Annotated in this window: 14 protein-coding genes; 4 read left to right on the top strand and 10 right to left on the bottom strand. The window is 69.7% G+C overall.

All coding sequences use genetic code 11. The features are described from left to right. Window positions 1-155 precede the first annotated feature (155 nt). The 3 genes from ABT186_RS44330 to ABT186_RS44340 form a co-directional block, all read right to left on the bottom strand. Window positions 156-1,670 carry a putative glycosyltransferase family protein gene (locus ABT186_RS44330; protein ID WP_502973516.1) on the bottom strand — a complete coding sequence of 505 codons (1,515 nt, stop codon included), beginning with the start codon at window positions 1,668-1,670 and terminating at the stop codon, window positions 156-158. A gap of 104 nt (window positions 1,671-1,774) precedes the next feature. After that, entirely contained in the window at window positions 1,775-2,287 is a 513-nt protein-coding gene (locus ABT186_RS44335) for a GtrA family protein (RefSeq protein WP_351236502.1), read from the bottom strand. A 230-nt stretch (window positions 2,288-2,517) separates the two neighbouring features. Then, window positions 2,518-7,458 carry an NAD-glutamate dehydrogenase gene (locus ABT186_RS44340; RefSeq protein WP_351930041.1) on the bottom strand — a complete coding sequence of 1,647 codons (4,941 nt, stop codon included), beginning with the start codon at window positions 7,456-7,458 and terminating at the stop codon, window positions 2,518-2,520. Window positions 7,459-8,081: 623 nt separating this feature from the next. On the opposite strand from ABT186_RS44340, the gene ABT186_RS44345 reads away from it, so the two are divergent. Further along, on the top strand, window positions 8,082-8,648 hold the full coding sequence (locus ABT186_RS44345) for a DJ-1/PfpI family protein (RefSeq protein ID WP_351236506.1): 567 nt from the start codon (window positions 8,082-8,084) through the stop codon (window positions 8,646-8,648). Window positions 8,649-8,699: 51 nt separating this feature from the next. On the opposite strand, the gene ABT186_RS44350 is transcribed toward ABT186_RS44345, so the two are convergent. The 3 genes from ABT186_RS44350 to ABT186_RS44360 form a co-directional block, all read right to left on the bottom strand. Continuing rightward, complete coding sequence (locus tag ABT186_RS44350) at window positions 8,700-9,365, bottom strand: HAD family hydrolase (RefSeq protein WP_351236508.1); 666 nt, start codon at window positions 9,363-9,365, stop codon at window positions 8,700-8,702. 68 nt (window positions 9,366-9,433) lie between these two features. Then, window positions 9,434-9,949, bottom strand: a complete 516-nt coding sequence (locus ABT186_RS44355) for a DUF6912 family protein (RefSeq protein WP_351930043.1) — start codon at window positions 9,947-9,949, stop codon at window positions 9,434-9,436. A 302-nt stretch (window positions 9,950-10,251) separates the two neighbouring features. Further along, the gene (locus tag ABT186_RS44360; RefSeq protein WP_351930045.1) at window positions 10,252-10,656 is read right to left on the bottom strand and encodes a hypothetical protein; all 405 of its coding nucleotides are present in this window, start codon (window positions 10,654-10,656) and stop codon (window positions 10,252-10,254) included. Between ABT186_RS44360 and ABT186_RS44365 the strand changes: the two genes are divergently transcribed. Then, complete coding sequence (locus ABT186_RS44365; RefSeq protein ID WP_351930047.1) at window positions 10,655-11,182, top strand: Rv3235 family protein; 528 nt, start codon at window positions 10,655-10,657, stop codon at window positions 11,180-11,182. The genes ABT186_RS44360 and ABT186_RS44365 overlap by 2 nt on opposite strands. Before the next feature lie 92 nt (window positions 11,183-11,274). Here ABT186_RS44365 and secA read toward each other — a convergent pair whose 3' ends face one another. Continuing rightward, a complete protein-coding gene (gene secA / locus ABT186_RS44370; protein WP_351235775.1) occupies window positions 11,275-14,085 on the bottom strand; it encodes a preprotein translocase subunit SecA in 2,811 nt (936 codons plus the stop codon). Between the two features lie 298 nt (window positions 14,086-14,383). Here secA and ABT186_RS44375 point away from each other — a divergent pair, with 298 nt between their 5' ends. Together ABT186_RS44375 and ABT186_RS44380 are read left to right on the top strand one after the other, a co-directional pair. Further along, window positions 14,384-14,962 carry a GNAT family N-acetyltransferase gene (locus ABT186_RS44375; RefSeq protein ID WP_351930049.1) on the top strand — a complete coding sequence of 193 codons (579 nt, stop codon included), beginning with the start codon at window positions 14,384-14,386 and terminating at the stop codon, window positions 14,960-14,962. A gap of 72 nt (window positions 14,963-15,034) precedes the next feature. Further along, window positions 15,035-16,237, top strand: a complete 1,203-nt coding sequence (locus ABT186_RS44380; protein WP_351235771.1) for a winged helix-turn-helix domain-containing protein — start codon at window positions 15,035-15,037, stop codon at window positions 16,235-16,237. A 36-nt stretch (window positions 16,238-16,273) separates the two neighbouring features. Here the strand turns inward: ABT186_RS44380 and ABT186_RS44385 are convergent, their stop codons facing one another. The 3 genes from ABT186_RS44385 to ABT186_RS44395 form a co-directional block, all read right to left on the bottom strand. Further along, window positions 16,274-17,020: a response regulator gene (locus ABT186_RS44385; RefSeq protein WP_351235769.1), complete on the bottom strand. Its 747-nt coding sequence runs from the start codon at window positions 17,018-17,020 to the stop codon at window positions 16,274-16,276. Window positions 17,021-17,225: 205 nt separating this feature from the next. Beyond that, complete coding sequence (gene hpf, locus ABT186_RS44390) at window positions 17,226-17,912, bottom strand: ribosome hibernation-promoting factor, HPF/YfiA family (protein WP_351235767.1); 687 nt, start codon at window positions 17,910-17,912, stop codon at window positions 17,226-17,228. Window positions 17,913-18,232: 320 nt separating this feature from the next. Next, window positions 18,233-18,810 (bottom strand): ComF family protein (locus ABT186_RS44395; RefSeq protein WP_351930051.1); only part of this gene is annotated, 578 nt, incomplete at its 5' end.

Consider the following 18,810-nt stretch of genomic DNA (forward strand, 5'->3'; position numbering starts at 1 on the left):
GGACGGGCGGGCTGAATCTTTCAGCCCGCCCGTCCGGCGTTTGACGACAAGGCCGTTCAGGCCGACAGCGGAGGTCCGGGGGCGCAGCCCCCGGCAGAGGGGCGAAGGGGACGGAGTCCCCTGGGACGGGTGGGGGCGGCGGGGCGGTCAACCCCTCACCGCACCACCTCGTACAGCACCTGACCCCCCGGCCCCGAAGCCACGCGCCGCAACGCCGCATCCCCGGCCGCCAGCCCCCCGTCCGACCGCCGCTGCACAACCCACCGCACCCCGTACGACCGCAGCACGCCAAGACGCTCGCTCCGCGACGCCCCGGCCCCGAAGTACGTCTGCACGGCCGCGTCCCGCTTCGCCTCGTCCGGCAGGAAGAAGTCCGGATACCCCGGCGCCACGGTGTATGCCCCGTACGCCGGAATCTGCCGCGCGGGGTTCGTCCTGGCCATCACCACATCCCCGTACCGCACCCACGGAGTGATCCAGTGGTACCCCACCCATGGCTCCCGGTACTTCGCCGCGACCACCCCGGGCAGGGCACTGCGCCCCACCACGTACCCCACGGTCTGCACCTGCGTCCACGCCCCGACGGCCAGCGCGGCCGCCAGCACCCCGGGCGCCACGTACCGCAGCGCCCCACGCGCCTCACGTGCCGCTCCGGCCACCTCCACGGCCGCCGCCACCTGCGCCGGGATCAGCACCGCCGGCAGCGCCCGCCCCCACGAGTAGTGCCCGCTCAGCCCGCCGGCCGCGAACATCAGCGCCCCGAGCAGGAAGAACAGCACCAGCGGATCGCGCCGGTCCCGCCACGCCCGTACCGCCAGCGCCGCGACCCCGACCAGCACAAGTCCGAACCGTACGAAGAGGTGCTGATACAGCGGCCGGTGGATCGCCTCCAGACCACCCGCGTGCAGCAGCGCGAAGAAGTCGTAGTACGGCCACAGCGCGAGGATGACCATGCCGAGCACGACCCCGGCCCCGAGCCGCGGCCACGCCCGGCGCCCGGCCCGCGCGCCGACCACCGTCGCCAGCGCGCCCAGCGTCGTCACGACGCCGGTGAACTGGTGGCTGAGCAGAATCACCGCCCACAACGCGCCCAGGCCGAGGAACACCACCCAGCCCGCGGGCTCGTCCTTCAGCGCCCGCCCCAGGAGCGCCCAGAAGTGGAAGGCCAGCCCCAGCGCGAACACGCTCGGATAGGCCACCGTCAGCGCCAGCGAGTTGAGCCCGATGAATCCGCTCCAGTTGAAGACCTGCGTGCCCCACAGGAACACCACGCACAGCAGGGCGAGCGGCGGCGCAAGACGGTGCGCGCTCAGCGTACGGACGTATCGCCACACGCCCGTCACCAGCAGCGTCAGGCTGATCAGCGCGCCGATGCGCAGCACGACCCACACGGACAGCCCGGTGACACGGGCCACGATGCCGAGGAAGACCGTCCACGGCGAGTAGTAGGGGCTCGGCGTGTTCTCGTCGACCAGGGGATTACCGGGGTCGAGCAGCCGGTGCCGCAGCCGCTCCACGGTCGCCGCGTGCATGCCGAGGTCGCCGGTCCAGGGCAGCCGGACGATGACGAGCAGCATCAGCGCGACGAGCAGTGCCACGACGGCCCAGAGCGCGACGCCGGCCCTTCCGCGCGGCGTTCCGACGGCCGCGATCGAACCCCTGGGCCCCATGCGCCCTCTCAGTCCCCTGAGGCCGCTGTCGGCCCCTTCAGCGCCCTGTGCCCCTGCAGCCCCATGCGCTCCGCCGGTCCCACCGGTCCCCTCCGCCGCCACACTCATCGTGCGCCGGGGCCCTGCTTCGCCTCGTGCTGGAACACCCACGTCCGGTACACCAGGAAACGGAACGCCGAGGCCAGCACGATCGACAGCGCCTTCGCCACGTTCGAGCCGAACGGCCCGCTCATGCCGAGGCCGTGGTAGCCGACGTAGAAGAGCAGGCTCTCCATCGCCACGCCGAGAGCGCTGAAGACGAAGAACAGCACGATCTGCTGCCGCGTGCGCGAGGCGCGGTCACGGTAGGCGAAGAAGCGGAAGCCGAGGTAGTTGGTGCCCATGGCGACGATGCTGGCGAGCACGGTCGCCGTCATCGGGGCCCACGTCAGACCGTGCAGCAGGAAGTTGAAGACAAGGAAGTTGACCGCGACACCGCTGCCGCCGACGACCCCGAACTTGGCCACCTCGACCGCGAACCGCCGGGCCCGGGCGAGCGCCGGGGCGGGGGCGGGGACGACGGTCTGGGCAGCCGGGCTGACGACCGGGGGCCGTTGCTCGGTGAGGTTCACAGTCACGGGTAGGGGTCCTCCACACTCGTCCGACGATCACGCCAAACCCTCTGCCAAGCGTCCCGTTTAACAGGAGAGGGTAAGTTCAACACTGGAATTTTCCAAAGTAATGGCAAGAAAGGCGTACGTGGCGAGCGCCGTGGGCAGTATCACTGGATACGCGAACGGGGGCGCCCCCAACCCAGGGGGCGCCCCCGCCGTCGTCCCGGCAGTACCGGACTACCGGCAGTACCGGACTAGCTGTGCGTCCGCAGCAGCGTCCGCATCGTGCGCATCGCGACCGACAGGTTCGCGAGGTCGAACGAGTCCGAGTTGGAGATCTCGTCGAGGGTCGTGCGCGCCCGGGACAGGATCGCCGTGTTCCTCTCCTCCCAGCCCTTGAAGCGCTGCTCAGGCGTGGACTGTCCGTTGCCCACCGCCAGGATCTCGGCGGTCAGCCCCGCGTGGGCCGCGTACAGGTCCTCGCGGATCGCCGCGCGGGCCATCGACTGCCACCGGTCGGCGCGCGGCAGCTCGATGATGCGGTCCATGAGCTGGGTGATCCGGAGCCGGTCGGCGAGGTCGTAGTAGACCTCGGCGACGGCCATCGGGTCCTTGCCCGTGCGGTCGGCCACCGAGACGATGTCGAGCGCCGGGAAGGCGGAGGAGAACCCGGCCACGCGCGTGGCGAGTTCGTCCGGGACACCGGCACCCGCCAGCTCGTCGTAGATCTTCTGCCACCATTCCAGGTCCGCGCCCCGCAGCAGCTTCGGCAGCTCGCTCCACACCTGCTCGACACGGTCCTTGAAGAACTCGATCGTCCCGGTGAGCTCCAGCGGCTGCGGCCGGTTGTTGAGCAGCCAGCGCGTGCCGCGCTCGACCAGTCGGCGGGAGTGCAGGCGGATACGGGTCTGGACGTCCGCGTCGACCTTGTTGTCGAGGGCCTCGACCGCGTCCCACACCGCGCCGGCGTGGAAGATCGCGCGGGACGCGGTCTGCGCCCGGACGATCTCCTCCAAAGAGGCGCCCGTCTCCTCCCGCAGACGGTGCAGGAAGCTCGTACCACCCGTGTTGACCGTGTCGTTGACCAGGAGGGTCGTCACGATCTCACGGCGCAGCGCGTGGTTGTCGATCTGCTCGGGGAACTTCTCGCGCAGCGCCGTCGGGAAGTACGCGTGCAGCAGGTTGCGCAGGTACGAGTCGTCCGGCAGCGGCGTCTCCAGCAGCTCCCTGGAGACCGTGATCTTGGTGTACGCCAGCAGGACGGCCGTCTCCGGGCCGGTCAGGCCCTGTCCGGAGGTCAGCCGCTCGCGAATCTGCCGCTCCGTGGGCAGGAACTCCAGCGCCCGGTCGAGGTGGCCCTCGCGCACCAGGTGACGCATGAAGCGCTGCTGCGCGTGCAGCATGTCCTTGGACTGGAACAAGGCGTTGGCGATCGCCACGTTCTGCGCGTAGTTGTTGCGCAGCACCAGCGTGCCGACCTCGTCGGTCATCTCAGCGAGCAGCTGGTTGCGCTGCTTGACGGTCAGGTCGCCGTTCGCCACGACCGAGTTGAGCAGGATCTTGATGTTCACCTCGTGGTCGGAGGTGTCCACGCCCGCGCTGTTGTCGATGGCGTCCGTGTTGATCTTGCCGCCGTGCTGCGCGAACTCGATCCGGCCGAGCTGGGTCAGGCCCAGGTTGCCGCCCTCGCCGACCACCTTGACGCGCAGGTCACGGCCGTCCACGCGGATGGAGTCGTTGGCCTTGTCGCCGACGTCCGCGTTCGACTCGGCCGACGCCTTCACGTATGTGCCGATGCCGCCGTTCCACAGCAGGTCCACCGGCGCCTTGAGGATCGTCTTCATCAGGTCGGCCGGGGTCATCTTGGTGACTGCGCCCTCGATGCCGAGCGCCTCACGGACATGCGCGTTGATCGGGATCGACTTGGCCGAACGGGGGAAGACCCCGCCGCCGGCCGACAGCAGATCGGTGTTGTAGTCGGCCCACGAGGAGCGCGGCAGGTCGAACAGACGCCGACGCTCGGCGTACGAGGCCGCCGCGTCCGGGTTCGGGTCGATGAAGATGTGCCGGTGGTCGAAGGCCGCGACCAGGCGGATGTGCTCGGACAGCAGCATGCCGTTGCCGAACACGTCACCGGACATGTCACCGATGCCGACCACGGTGAAGTCCTCGGCCTGGGTGTTCACACCCAGCTCCCGGAAGTGCCGCTTCACCGACTCCCAGGCGCCGCGGGCGGTGATGCCCATCTTCTTGTGGTCGTAGCCCGCCGAGCCGCCGGAGGCGAAGGCGTCGCCCAGCCAGAAGTTGTACTTCTCGGCGACCTCGTTGGCGATGTCCGAGAAGGTCGCCGTGCCCTTGTCGGCCGCGACCACGAGGTAGGTGTCGTCCGAGTCGTGCCGGACCACGTCCGCGGGCGGCACGACCTCGCCGGCCACCATGTTGTCGGTGATGTCGAGCAGCGCCGAGATGAACGTCTTGTAGCTGCGGATGCCCTCCGCGAGCCATGCGTCGCGGTCCACGGCCGGGTCCGGCAGCTGCTTGGCGACGAAGCCGCCCTTGGCGCCGACCGGCACGATGACGGTGTTCTTCACCATCTGCGCCTTGACCAGGCCGAGGATCTCGGTACGGAAATCCTCACGCCGGTCGGACCAGCGCAGACCGCCTCGCGCGACCTTGCCGAAGCGCAGGTGCACGCCCTCGACGCGCGGCGAGTACACCCAGATCTCGTACGCCGGACGCGGGGCCGGCAGGTCCGGGATGGCCTGCGGGTCGAACTTCATGGAGATGTACTCGTGCGGCTTGCCGCCCGCGGCCTCCTGGAAGAAGTTCGTGCGCAGGGTGGCCTTGATGAGGGTCAGGAAGGAGCGCAGGATCCGGTCCTCGTCGAGCGAGGCGACCTGGTCGAGCGCGGCGTCCAGCTCCTCGAGGAGGGCGTCGGTCAGCTCCAGTCCGGCGCGCTGACGCTCGGGCGACATCCGCGCCTCGAAGAGCGAGATCAGCAGCCGGGTGGTGTGGACGTTGTTTCGGAGGGTGTCCTCCATGTAGTCCTGGCTGAAGGTCGAACCGGCCTGGCGCAGGTACTTGGCGTACGCGCGCAGCACCATCGCCTGCCGCCAGGTGAGCCCGGCGCCCAGCACGAGGGCGTTGAAGCCGTCGTTCTCGGCCCGGCCGGTCCAGGTGGCGGCGAAGGCGTCCTGGAACCGCTCACGGGCGTCGTCGCCGAGGTAGTCGCCGTTGCCGATCACGGACTTGGGCAGTCGCAGCCCGAAGTCGTAGATCCACGAGGTCGTGCGGTCAGAGCAGCGCAGTTCGTACGGGCGCTCGTCGATGACCTCGACGCCGAGCCGGTTGAGCACGGGCAGGACGGCGGAGAGGGAGACGGCCTCGCCCCTGCGGTAGATCTTGAAGCGGCGCTCGCCGGGGCCGACGCCCACGGGCTCATACAGGCTGAGGGCGAAGCTCTTGCCGCCCTCCTTGGTGCTGAGCTGTTCGAGGTGGACGAGGTCGGATACCGCGGCGCGCGGGGTGTGGTCGGCCTTGTAGCCCTCGGGGAAGGCGTTGGCGTAGCGGCGCTGCAGTTCGGCGGCGCGCTCCTCGCCGCATTCGGCGTTGAGCGCCTCGTTGAAGGCGTCGGCCCAGGAGCGGGCGGCCTCCACGAGCCGCGCCTCGATGCGCTCCTTGTCGGCGTCGGACAGCTGCGGCAGCTCGGTGCCCTGCGGGACACGGACCACGAAGTGCAGCCGGGAGAGGATCGACTCGGTGTTCCAGGCCGTGAAGTCGACGCTGGTGCCGCCGAGCTCCTCCTTCAGGATGTCGATGATCCGCAGCCGGACGCCCGTGGTGTAGCGGTCGCGCGGCAGGTAGACGAGGGCCGAGTAGTAGCGCCCGTATTCGTCCTGGCGCAGGTAGAGCCGCAGCCGGCGGCGCTCCTGGAGGTAGAGGACGGAGGTGACGATGGAGCGCAGCTCGTCGACCGGGGTCTGGAACAGCTCGTCGCGCGGGTACGTCTCCAGGATCTGGAGCAGGTCGCGGCCGTCGTGGCTGTTGGGTGAGAACCCGGCGCCCTTGAGCACCTCCTGGACCTTGCGCCGGATGACGGGCACACGGCGCACGGACTCGGTGTAGGCGGCGGACGAGAACAAGCCCAGGAAGCGGCGCTCGCCGATGACGTTGCCGTTCTCGTCGAACTTCTTCACGCCGACGTAGTCGAGGTACGACGGCCGGTGCACGGTGGCGCGGCTGTTGGCCTTGGTGAGAACCAGCAGCTTGTGCTCGCGTGCCTTGGCGCGGGCGTCGGCGGGCAGCCGCTCGAAGGACGGGCTCACCGGGTGGCTGTCGTCGCCCGCGTGGTGGGGGTCCGATCGCAGTATCCCGAGCCCGGTGCCGGGCACCGCGGCCAGCGAGTCGTCCTCGCGCAGCTCGTACTCGCGGTAGCCGAGGAAGGTGAAGTGGTCGTCGGACAGCCAGCGCAGCAGCTCGCGGGCCTCCTCGACCTCCGCCTGCGGCAGGTCTGTCGGCACGGTCTCCTTCGCGAGCCCCTCGGCGATGCGCAGCGCCGACTCGCGCATCTTCTCCCAGTCCTCGACGGCCTCGCGGACGTCGGACAGGACGCGCAGCAGATCGGCGGTGATCTGCTTCAGGTCGGAGCGGTCGGTCTCGCGGTCGATCTCCACGTGGATCCAGGACTCGACGTGCGCGTCGTGCGGCAGTTCGCCACTGGACGCCTCGGGCAGCACCTCGAGCAGCTTGCCGGTCAGATCGCGGCGGACGACGAACTGGGGATGGATGACGACGTGGATGCCGCGGCCCTGCCGCGACAGCTCATTGGTGACCGAGTCGACGAGGAACGGCATGTCGTCCGTCACGACCTCGACGACGGAGTGGCTGGAGGTCCAGCCGTTCTCCTCGACCGTCGGGGTGTGGACCCGCACGTTGGCCGTGCCCTGCGGGCGCATTTCGGCCAGTCTGTAGTGCGAGAAGGCGGCTCCGAAGACGTCCACCGGGTCGCGGTCGGTCAGGTCCTCCGGTGCGGTGTGCAGGTAGTAGCGCTGGAGGAACGCGAGCACGGTGTCCCGGTCCGGGGTGCCCTCACTCGTCGTCCCAGTCGGTAGGTGCCCCCCGACCGGGCTGTTCTCAGCTACCCGGGCGGCCCTTTCGAGCAGCTCGGCCTTGGCTTCGTCCAGCTTGGTCTGCATTGTCCTCTGGCTCCTGTCGCGCGCCGTTGCGTGACGTAGAAGGAAGTACGGTCTCTTCTCCGACGTAACGCCGTGACGCGGGGTGTCCGGTCTGGCTCGACGCTATGCCGCTTGGAGAGATGAGCGAGGGGTTATCGGCCATTTCCGGCGCCCTCGGCGACTGTGACGCTGCTCTCGGCGCACTGTGCGCCTCCTGCGTCCCCGGCGCCCCGGTTGCCCTGCCGGACGCCTGCGGCGCCCTTTCCGACCGGCCTCGCCTGTGAAGACCAGCGACCGCCGCCCGGTCACGGATGTGGTCCGTGCTCACCGGGCGCAAGGCAGGGACGACAACGTCCCCGCGACGTATCGCGCTGATCACGCCACAAGGCTATCGCTCTCCACGGGGGGCACGTCATGAGCCGTATGTGTACAAAACAGGGGGGCGAACTTTGACGTTCTGCACAGGGGCACGGAGGGCGATGCCGTGCAGGGCCTTCGGTGCGAGCATGGCTGTACGAGCACTACTGGGCAGTACGCCGCAGTACCAGGCCGTACGAGACCCCTTGGCAAGCGCCCTCGAACCGGGCACGTTGCCAGAAGCATCCGGCGGAGCCGCCCGCACGACCGAGGGGAGCGCACCGAACATGACGCAGAAAATCCTGATCGTCACCGGCGACGCGGCTGAATCACTGGAGGTCCTGTACCCCTATCAGCGCCTGCGCGAGGAGGGGTACGAGGTCCACATCGCGGCCCCCACCCGCAAGAAACTCCGCTTCGTCGTCCACGACTTCGAACCCGGCTTCGACACCTACACCGAGAAACCCGGCTACAGCTGGCCCGCCGACATCGCCTTCTCCGAGGTCGACCCCGGTGAGTACGTCGCCCTGGTCATCCCGGGCGGGCGTGCCCCGGAGTACCTCCGCAACGATCCCGAGCTCCGCAAGATCCTCAAGTCGTTCTTCGACACCGACAAACCGGTCGCACAGATCTGCCACGGCCCCCTGCTCACCGCCGCGGTGGACGCCCTGCGCGGTCGGCGCGTCACGGCCTATCCCGCCCTGGAACTGGACATGCAGGCGGCCGGTGCCACCTTCCAGGACGCCGAGGCGGTCGTCGACGGCACCCTGGTCTCGTCCCGCGCCTGGCCGGACCACTCCCGCTGGATGCGCGAGTTCCTCACGGTCCTGCGGGCGAAGGCGCCGGTGACCTGAGCTTCCGCATCCACCCCGGTGCGGCGCCCTTCAGCGGGGCGCCGCGCCTCTTCATGCCGCCAGCCGCTCTGCCTCCGCGACCGCCTCCTCCAGGGTGTCGACCACCGGTACGCCGACCTCTTCGAGGCTGACGCGGCTGTGGGAGCCACCGGTGTACAGCACGGCCTGCGCTCCGACGTGCCGGGCGGCGACCGCGTCGTCGGCGGCGTCCCCGATCACCACCGTGCGCCCCGGCTCGACACCGTCGAGCGCCCGTATGTGCCGGACCATGTGCTCGGACTTGCTGCCGCCGGAGGGACCGGTGCGTCCCTCGACCCGTATGAAGTGCGCCTCGATCCCGAACGCCCGGACCAGCGGGACGAGTTCGTCGTGCACGTACATGCTCAGGATCGACTGGCTGCGGCCCGCCGACCGCCATCCCGCGAGCAGATCCGTCGCACCGACAGTCAGCCCGCACCCGAGCCGGTGCTCCGCGTAGTAACGGTGGAAGGTCTCGTCCATGACCTCCCACTCCGCGTCCGTGGGCAGCCGGCCCATCAGCCGCTCGTAGAACTTCGGCACCGGCACGCAGTACAGCGCCCGGTACCGCTCCAACGTGATGGGCTCAAGGCCCAGCTCGGCGAACGCCGCGTTCGTCGCCCCGATGATCGCGTCATTGTCGTGGAACAGCGTCCCGTTCCAGTCCCAGACAATGTGCGCGCTTCCATACGTCCCCATGCCGAAAACGTACCCGGCCCCACTGACAATCACCTGCGCCCCACCCTGGGGCTCCACAAAAGGCCAGGTCAGCTGCCCAGTCCCACCAGATTCGGGATTTCCTGCGTCGCATACCAGAGCAGTTCGTGGTCCTCGGCGCCGTCCACGACGAACTGAGCGTCGTCGTCCCCGCCGTCCGCCGCCTCCAGCGCCTCGGCCGCCGCGGTCACGTCCGCCTCCGCTTCGGCCGCGTCGACATGCACGGCGGCCGCCTTGGCCAGCGGCACGGTCCCGGCGACGCGCACCTCGCCGAGCGCAGCCGGATCGAGGCCCCGGTCGGGATCGGCCATCGCCGCGCCGTCCGGTACGTCGACGGCGACGACGACCCGCCGCCGCGGTGCCCCCGGCTCCGCCGCCAGCAGCCGCAGGGAGGCCAGCGCGGAGCGGCTCAGCGCCGCGTACTCCAGTTCCTCGATGTCGTCGGAGAGGTACCACTCGCGCAGCGCGGGCGTGACGGCGTAGGCGACGACCGGTCCCGCGCCCAGCTCACCCGTCTTGTACGCGTCGGCGAGACCGGGGAGGGTCAGGGGGACGTAGACGCGCATGGCGAGCCGCTTTCGTAGTCGGTAAGGGCGGCCGGACGGCCCGGCAAGGGCACCGCGGAGATCGTTCCCGCGCCTCCGGCGAGTCATCCCAGGATACGTGCGGGCGTCCCCCTTCGGGCCCCGGCCGCGCCCTTCCGCGACGTCAACGAGAACGCTCACGAATAGCCCGGTACACCCCGGCCCTCCCACGGATTCCCGCCCCGCCCCTCACCCTGATAGGTGAACCTTCCGGCCACCCCGGCGCGCGCCCGTCTTCCTTGCAGGCCCGACCGTCCGCCTCGTACAAGATCCCCACCAAGAAGTTACCGACCGGTATGAACCGGTCCGGCGAAACGGGGATCCCGTATGAACAAGGTGATGACCAGGAACGGATCGACGGCCAGGAGCGGTGCGACAGCCGGGAACCGTGCGACGGCCGGTAACGGTGCGACCGCCAGGAGCGGTGCCACGGCCGGGAGCGGTGCGAGGGCCGGGAGCGGTGCCACGGCCGGGAGCGGTGCGAGGGCCGGGAGCGGTGCGAGGGCCGGGAACGGTGCCACGGCCGGGAACGGTGCCACGGCCGGGAACGGTGCCACGGCCGGGAACGGTGCCACGGCCGGGAGCGGTGCCACGGCCGGGAGCGGTGCGAGGGCCGGGAACGGTGCCACGGCCGGGAACGGTGCCACGGCCAGCAGCGGTGCGACAGCCGGCAACGGGGCGACGGCCATGAACGGGACGATGACGAGGACGAAGCGTCAGCCGGGCGGTCGCCCGCCGGTCCGCCACGACACCCGCCGCCCGGGCGGCACGCCCCGCCGCACGGCGCCGGGACAGGGCACCTCCAGGGCGACCGCACCCGGCGTCCCGAGTGCGACCGCACCCGGCGTCCCGAGCCGGCCCGGCCCCGTCCCCCAGCCCCGCCCCACGGACGTCTTCGCCGACCGCCTGGTGTCCGTGCTGAGCGGTCAGCGCCCGGTGCACAGCATGCTCCGCCACACCGTCGGCCGGGCCTACGACGAGCTGGCCTGGCTCGCCGAACGCGGCCCGCTGCGCACCCGTGGCACCCGTCCGGTCGTCCGCGACATCGGCTACTTCGTCCCGCGCCCCGGCGCCATCGAGGCCTTCGCCCGCATCGGCGCGGGCGACCAGCTGCGCGCGATGGCGTTCCGCCTGGAGTGCGGCCCCGACCACCGCTGGCGCTGCACGGCGGTGGAACTGGGCGGGCCGCGAATGCCGCGGACGGACGACGACTGAGGCGGCGTCAGAGACGGCCGACGCAAGCACACGAGGAGCCGGGCACCTCAGGTGCCCGGCCCCTCGTCACGGCTGTATCGCCCGAGGCAGCGTCACTTCTTGCGGCGGCGTCCGCCCTTGGCCTGCTTGCGGCGCTCCGCGCGCGTGAGGCCGTCCGCCTCCGAGCGCACCGGCTCGTCGTCGTTGGCGAAGTCGCCCTCGACGATGCCGCCCTCACCGTCCACCGTCGGCGCGGAGAAGTGCAGCCGGTCGCGGCGCTGCGGGGCGTCGAGGCCCTTGGCGCGGATCTCCGGACGGGCCGCTTGCGCGGCCACCGCCTCCTCCTTCTCGAGGGACGGCTTGGCGTCCTCGACGGGGACCTCCTCGACCTGCTGCTCGACCTGGACCTCCAGGTTGAACAGGTAGCCGACGGACTCCTCCTTGATGCCGTCCATCATGGCGGAGAACATGTCGAAGCCTTCGCGCTGGTACTCGACCAGCGGGTCCTTCTGCGCCATCGCGCGCAGGCCGATGCCCTCCTGGAGGTAATCCATCTCGTAGAGGTGCTCGCGCCACTTGCGGTCCAGGACGGACAGCACGACCCGGCGCTCAAGCTCACGCATGATCTCGGAGCCGAGCTGCGCCTCACGCTGCTCGTACTGCTCGCGAATGTCGTCCTTGATGGACTCGGCGATGAACTCGGCAGTCAGCCCGGCCCGGTCGCCGGCCGCCTCCTCCAGCTCGTCGATGGTGATCTTCACCGGGTAGAGCTGCTTGAAGGCGCCCCACAGCCGGTCCAGGTCCCACTCCTCGGCGAAGCCCTCGGCGGTCTCGGCGCCGACGTACGCGTCGATCGTGTCGTCCATGAAGTGCTGCACCTGCTCGTGCAGGTCCTCGCCCTCCAGGACGCGGCGCCGCTCGCCGTAGATGACCTCGCGCTGCCGGTTGAGGACCTCGTCGTACTTGAGGACGTTCTTCCGGGTCTCGAAGTTCTGCTGCTCGACCTGCGACTGGGCGGACGCGATCGCGCGCGTGACCATCTTGTTCTCGATCGGCACATCGTCCGGGACGTTCGCCATCGACATGACGCGCTCGACCATCTGGGCCTTGAACAGACGCATCAGGTCGTCGCCCAGGGAGAGGTAGAAGCGGGACTCGCCGGGGTCGCCCTGACGGCCGGAGCGACCGCGCAGCTGGTTGTCGATGCGGCGGGACTCGTGGCGCTCGGTACCGAGGACGTAGAGGCCACCCAGCGCCTCGACCTCGTCCTTCTCGGCCTTGACCGCCTGCTCGGCCTTCTCCAGGGCGGCGGGCAGGGCCTGGGCCCACTCCTCGATGTGCTCCTCGGGGTCGAGCCCGCGCTGGCGCAGCTCGGCGTCGGCGAGGTCCTCGGGGTTGCCGCCGAGCTTGATGTCCGTACCACGACCGGCCATGTTGGTGGCGACGGTCACAGCGCCCTTGCGGCCGGCCTGGGCGACGATCACCGCCTCGCGGTCGTGCTGCTTCGCGTTCAGCACCTCGTGCTGGATGCCGCGCTTGCTCAGCTGCTGGGAGAGGTACTCCGACTTCTCGACCGACGTCGTGCCGACGAGAATCGGCTGGCCCTTCTCGTGCTTCTCGGCGATGTCGTCGACGACCGCCTCGAACTTCGCGACCTCGGTGCGGTAGATCAGGTCCGACTGGTCCTTGCGGATCATCGGCTTGTTGGTCGGGATCGGGACCACGCCGAGCTTGTAGATCTGGTGGAACTCGGCGGCCTCGGTCATGGCCGTACCGGTCATGCCGGAGAGCTTGCCGTAGAGGCGGAAGAAGTTCTGGAGGGTGATCGTGGCGAGCGTCTGGTTCTCGTCCTTGATGTCCACCCCTTCCTTCGCCTCGATCGCCTGGTGCATGCCCTCGTTGTAGCGACGGCCGGCGAGGATACGGCCCGTGTGCTCGTCGACGATCATGACCTCGCCGTCGATGACGACGTAGTCCTTGTCCCTCTTGAAGAGCTCCTTCGCCTTGATGGCGTTGTTCAGGTAGCCCACCAGCGGGGTGTTCACCGACTCGTAGAGGTTGTCGATGCCCAGCCAGTCCTCGACCTTGGAGACGCCGGACTCGTGGATGGCGACCGTGCGCTTCTTCTCGTCGACGTCGTAGTCGCCGGTCTCCTCGAGGCCCTTGAGGGGGTTGCCCGCCTCGCCCTTCTTCAGGCGCGTGACCAGCTTGGCGAAGTCGCCGTACCACTTGGTGGCCTGGTCGGCGGGACCGGAGATGATCAGCGGCGTACGGGCCTCGTCGACGAGGATGGAGTCGACCTCGTCGACGATCGCGAAGTTGTGGCCGCGCTGGACGAGCTCGTCCTTGGACCACGCCATGTTGTCGCGGAGGTAGTCGAAGCCGAACTCGTTGTTCGTGCCGTACGTGATGTCACACGCGTACTGCTCGCGGCGCTGCGCCGGGGTCATGTTCGCGAGGATGCAGCCGACACTCAGGCCGAGGAACCTGTGGACGCGGCCCATCATCTCGGAGTCGCGCTCGGCCAGGTAGTCGTTGACCGTGACGATGTGGACGCCGTCTCCGGAGAGGGCGTTCAGATACGCGGGCAGGGTGCCGACGAGCGTCTTGCCCTCACCGGTCTTCATCTCGGCGACATAGCCGAGGTGGAGCGCGGCTCCGCCCATCAGCTGCACGTCGTAGTGCCGCTGGCCGAGGACGCGCTTGGCGGCCTCACGCACGGTGGCGAAAGCCTCGGGCAGCAGGTCGTCGAGGCTTTCGCCGTCGGCGAACCGCTGCTTGTACTCATCGGTGAGGGCCCGCAGCTCGGCGTCGGAGAGGTCGACGAAGTCCTCTTCGATGGAGTTGACCTGGTCCGCGATGCGGTGCAGCTTGCGCAGGATCTTGCCTTCGCCTGCACGCATGATCTTCGAGAGGACGGACACGGGGGTTTGTCTCCTTGCCGGTCGGGCCTGGGACGGTCGGTTACGTATGACAGCTTGAGCAACGGCCATCGTAAGCGAGGACCCCACTTCGCCGGGAGGTCTGCCGGTGACAGCCACTAGGACAACGGACGGGCGAGGCGGAAGGTGCCGCATCGTGGCCACGAAAAGTGACGGGGCTCTCACGCGCCGATGAGCGGCAAATGCTGAAGAACATCGGCGTGGCGGGGTCGCCGCCGTGTGACGGTGGACTGATAAGAAAGCCATGGCGGTGCGGCGGGAGCGCGAGCAGAATCGGTCGATGGACCCCGTCACCCTGACCACCGGACGTCTCCTGCTGCGCACCGTGGGCCCGCAGGACATCGACGCGGTGTACGAAGCCGTCCAGGACGCCGACATCCAGCGCTGGACCACGATCCCGTCGCCGTATCTGCGCGAGCACGCGGAGGGGTTCGTCGGACAGCTCGCGCCCGACGGCTGGGCGGACGCCTCGATGTTCACGTTCGGCGTCTTCCTTCCCTCCGCGGAGCTGGTGGGCATGCTCAGCCTGACGATGCGCGCGCCGGGCGTCGCCGAGGTGGGCTTCTGGACGGCAAAGGAACACCGGGGCAACGGCTACACCACGGAGGCGACGCTCGCCGCGTCACGCTGGGCCTTCACCCACCTGCCGGTCGACCGCGTGGAGTGGCGCGCCGAGGTGGGCAACGAGGGCTCCCGGGCCGTCGCGGAACGCGCGGGCTTCACCATCGAGGGCATCCTGCGCTCCGCGATCATCAACAAGGGGGTGCGCCGGGACTGCTGGGTGGGCTCACTCCTGCCGTCGGACCTGGGTCTGCCCTCGACGGCGCAGTATCTGCCGGCACCTGCACGGCGGTCGTAGCCGCGGGCGTCCTCCCGGGACCGAAACCCCGGTTCAACCCGCGTTGTCAGTACCACCGCCTACGGTGTGGGCATGCCGAGTCTCCCGCGCCCCGCCACCGAACTGACCGCAGACGAAGCCCGCCGTATCGCCCTGCGGGCCCAGGGCTTCCTGGGCGCCCCCGACCGCAGGGGCGGCGTCCGCGGCGTGCTGCGCCACCTCGGCGCGGTCCAGCTCGACACCATCTCGGTCCTCGCCCGCTCCCACGAACTCATCCCGTACGCCCGCCTGGGCGCCCTGGGCCGCAAGACGGTCGACTCGGCCTACTGGACGCCGTCGGCGGAGGGCACGACCCCGGCCCGGCCCCACGCGTTCGAGTACTGGTCCCACGCCGCCTGCATCCTTCCCATCGAGGAGTGGCCGCACTTCGCCTTCCGCCGCCGCGCCTACCGCTCCCGCCCGCACTGGAACCACACGCTCCCGGACGGGGTCTACGACCAGGTCATCAAGCAGCTGCGCACCGAAGGCCCCCTCACGGCCACGGACTTGGGCGGCGCCAAGAAGACCAGCGAGTGGTGGGACTGGTCCGGTACCAAGGTCGCGGTGGAGCGCGCGCTGATGTACGGCGAGGTGGTGTGCGTCGAGCGCCGCGGCTGGAAGCGTGTGTACGACCTCGCCGAGCGCGCCGTCCCCGAGGAGCTGCTGAACGACGAGCCGGCCGACGTCGAGTGCCTGCGCCGTCTCGTGCGGCTCGCCGGCCAGTCCCTCGGTGTGGGCACGCGCGCGGACATCGCGGATTACCACCGGCTCAAGGGCGAGCAGGTCGACCAGGTGATCGCGGACTCGGGCCTGGTTCCGGTGACGGTCGAGGGCTGGGGCAAACCGGCCTGGGCGGACCCGGCCGCTCTGGAGATCCCGCCGCGCGGGCGCCACCGTACGACGCTCCTGTCGCCGTTCGACTCCCTGATCTGGGAGCGGGCGCGCACGGAGCGGATCTTCGGCTTCACGCACCGCCTGGAGGCGTACGTCCCCAAGCCGAAGCGGGTGTACGGCTACTTCGCGATGCCGGTCCTCGCCGGCGGCCGGCTGGTCGGCCGAGTGGACCCCGCGCGTGAGGGCCGCACGCTGGTCGCCAAGCAGGTGACGCTGGACGATCGCCGGGCGGTCCCGGCGGTGGCCCAGGCCCTGCTGGAGGCGGCGGCCTGGGTGGACTGCACGAACGTACGTGTGGAGCGGGTGGACGCCCCGGCCCTGCGCGAGCCCCTCGCCCGGGAGCTGGCCCGCGCCCTGGACTGACCGCCGGGCACGTCCGGCTCGCCAGGGACCGGCCCGCTAGCGGATCTCGAGGATCTTCTCCCGCATCGCATAGACCACGGCCTCCATCCTGGAGTGCAACTGCAGCTTCTCCAGGATGTTGCGCACATGGTTCTTCACGGTGTTCTCGGAGATGAACAACTGCTTGGCGATGTCCCGGTTGTTCATTCCGGTGGCGACGAGCTTGAGGACCTCCAGCTCCCGGTCGGTGAGCCGGGGCGCCGGCACCAGTCGGCGCTCATCGGTCCGCTGGATCATCGACTTGAACTCGGTGAGGAGCTTCGACGCCATGGAGGGGCTGATCTGCGACTGGCCGTCGGCAACCGCACGAATGGCCGTGGCCACCTCGTCGGTGGAGATCTCCTTGAGCAGGTAACCGGTCGCGCCGGCCTTGATCGCGTCGTAGAGATCGGCCTCTTCGTCGCTGATCGTCAGCATGATGATCTTCGCGCTGGGCGCCACCTCCTTGATGGAGGTGCACGCCTCGATCCCGCCCCGCTTGGGCATCCGCACGTCCATCAGCACGATGTCGGGCAGCAGATCGGCCGCCTTGTCGACCGCCTCCGCACCGTCCCCCGCCTCGCCGACGACCTGGATGTCCTCCTCGGCCGCGAGCACGATCTCCAGGCCGCGGCGGAAGAGGGCGTGGTCGTCCACGACCAGGACACGGATCGGCTCCTTGCGTGGAGAGCCCGCCTCCGGGCCCATGCCGACGACGCCGTCGTCGGCATCCCCGTCACGCATCGGTCCGAAGCTGTCCGCCATCGTTCCTCCCCCTGAAGGCTGTGGCCTGTGGTCCTGTGCCATCGCCAACCCAAGGCAACGACCCACCGGTTGGGCCGTTGCGGCCATGATTTCATGCCCGGGCGACACTCAGGTGACAGAGCGCGGTGCGAAGTGGTCGCACACCGGTGCCCCTGGGGGCGCACGGGCTCACCAGGGGCACCGGTCCACTCATCACCCGGCGGGGTCAGCCGCCGAGCACTCCGCCCGCATTCGCCGACTGGGCCACCATCTGGTCCGTGCTGAGGTGGATGACGCCGTAGTCGTAGGCGTGTCGTCGGTAGACGACGCTGGGTTGCTTGGTCTCGGAGTCGACGAACAGATAGAAGTCGTGCCCGACCAACTCCATTTCGTAGAGCGCCTGGTCGAGCGACATCGGGGACGCGACGTGGGTCTTCTCACGGACGACGAGGGGGCCTTCGCCCTTCACCTCGAGCGATCCGATCTTCTTGGTCGGTACGCCGTCCGGCTCCTCCTCCACCACGACGCTGCCGTTGCCGTTGAGCGTCGCGGCACCCGGGACGTGGTCCGGCACCTCGGCTGCCGTGAGCCTGCGGACCCCGCGGCGAGTGTGGCGCTTGTCGTGCTGCTTGCGCAGCCGGGCCTCGAGCTTCTCCGCCGCCAGGTCGAGTGCCGCGTACGGATCGCTTGCCGCTGCCTCCGCCCGGATCACCGGACCGCGGGAGCGGAGCGTGATCTCCACTCGGTCGGAACGGTCGGCCTGTCGGGGGTTGGGCTCCTTGGACACCTCGACGTCGAGGCTGATCACCTTGCCATCGAGCTTCTGGATCTTGTCCAGCTTCAGCTTCTCGGCCACGTGCTTCCGGAACCGCTCGGGCACCTCGGTCTTGCGGCCCTTGACGACGATGTCCACGCAGAACTCCGTTCCCGGATCGCTCCGCTTCCCTGGCGGTGCGGAGCATCTCCCTTGTGCACCAGGCTCCGGTGAGTACCGGAACCGCGGACTCGGTGACTTCCACCTCCTCCTCCCCCGTGGGCGGGATCTCGACCCCACCACTGCGGGTGATTGCAGAAAACCCGCAGCAAGGCATTCGGATAAGCGGGGGATGGCCTGCGCCTTTCCCTCACAACCGAACATATCTCGCCCGGCCGGATGTCGTCACCCTCTACTGCCGCGTACCTCCGTTCAGGAGAATTGACCTGCTCATTACCTGCAACGATGCAAGTTCGCAGTCAGTTCCGGTTCATTTCGAAAGAATCCAGCGGCGCGGCGACCACCGCCGCGCAGATCCACTCTCCAACGCCGTTACCAGCAGCTATTCCGTGCGGCGCCCCGGTGCGGCGCGCCGCTGCCGCCGTCTCCACTGTTCTCTGTTCCCCCGTTGCTTCCCCTGCCGCGCACGTATACACATCCGTATCCGCCATCTCCGCGACCCCGAGCGCCGTCCGGACGGCGCGGGCCGCCTCCGCCAGCGAGGCGCCCGTCGTCATCAGATCATCGACCAGGACGACCCGCCCGCCGGCCAGCAGCCGGGCGCCCCCTGCGGCCACCTCCAGGGCGCCCGCGAGATTCACCAGCCGCTGCCGGGAGCTGAGCCCCGACTGGTCGGCCACGGCCCGCTGCTGCCGCAGCAGGGCCACCACCCGGGCCGCCGTCCCGGTCCGGCGCAGCTCTCCCGCAGCCGCGAGGGCGATCCGCCGCGCGGGATCGTGCCCCCTCGCCCGCACGGCCCGGCGCGAGGAGGGAACGGGCACGAGCAGCACGGGCCCCGGACCGCCACCGTTCCCGGACGGCCCGGAGCCCCCGTCGG

It is taken from the genome of Streptomyces sp. NPDC001634, assembly GCF_040298185.1.
Lineage (GTDB): Bacteria > Actinomycetota > Actinomycetes > Streptomycetales > Streptomycetaceae > Streptomyces.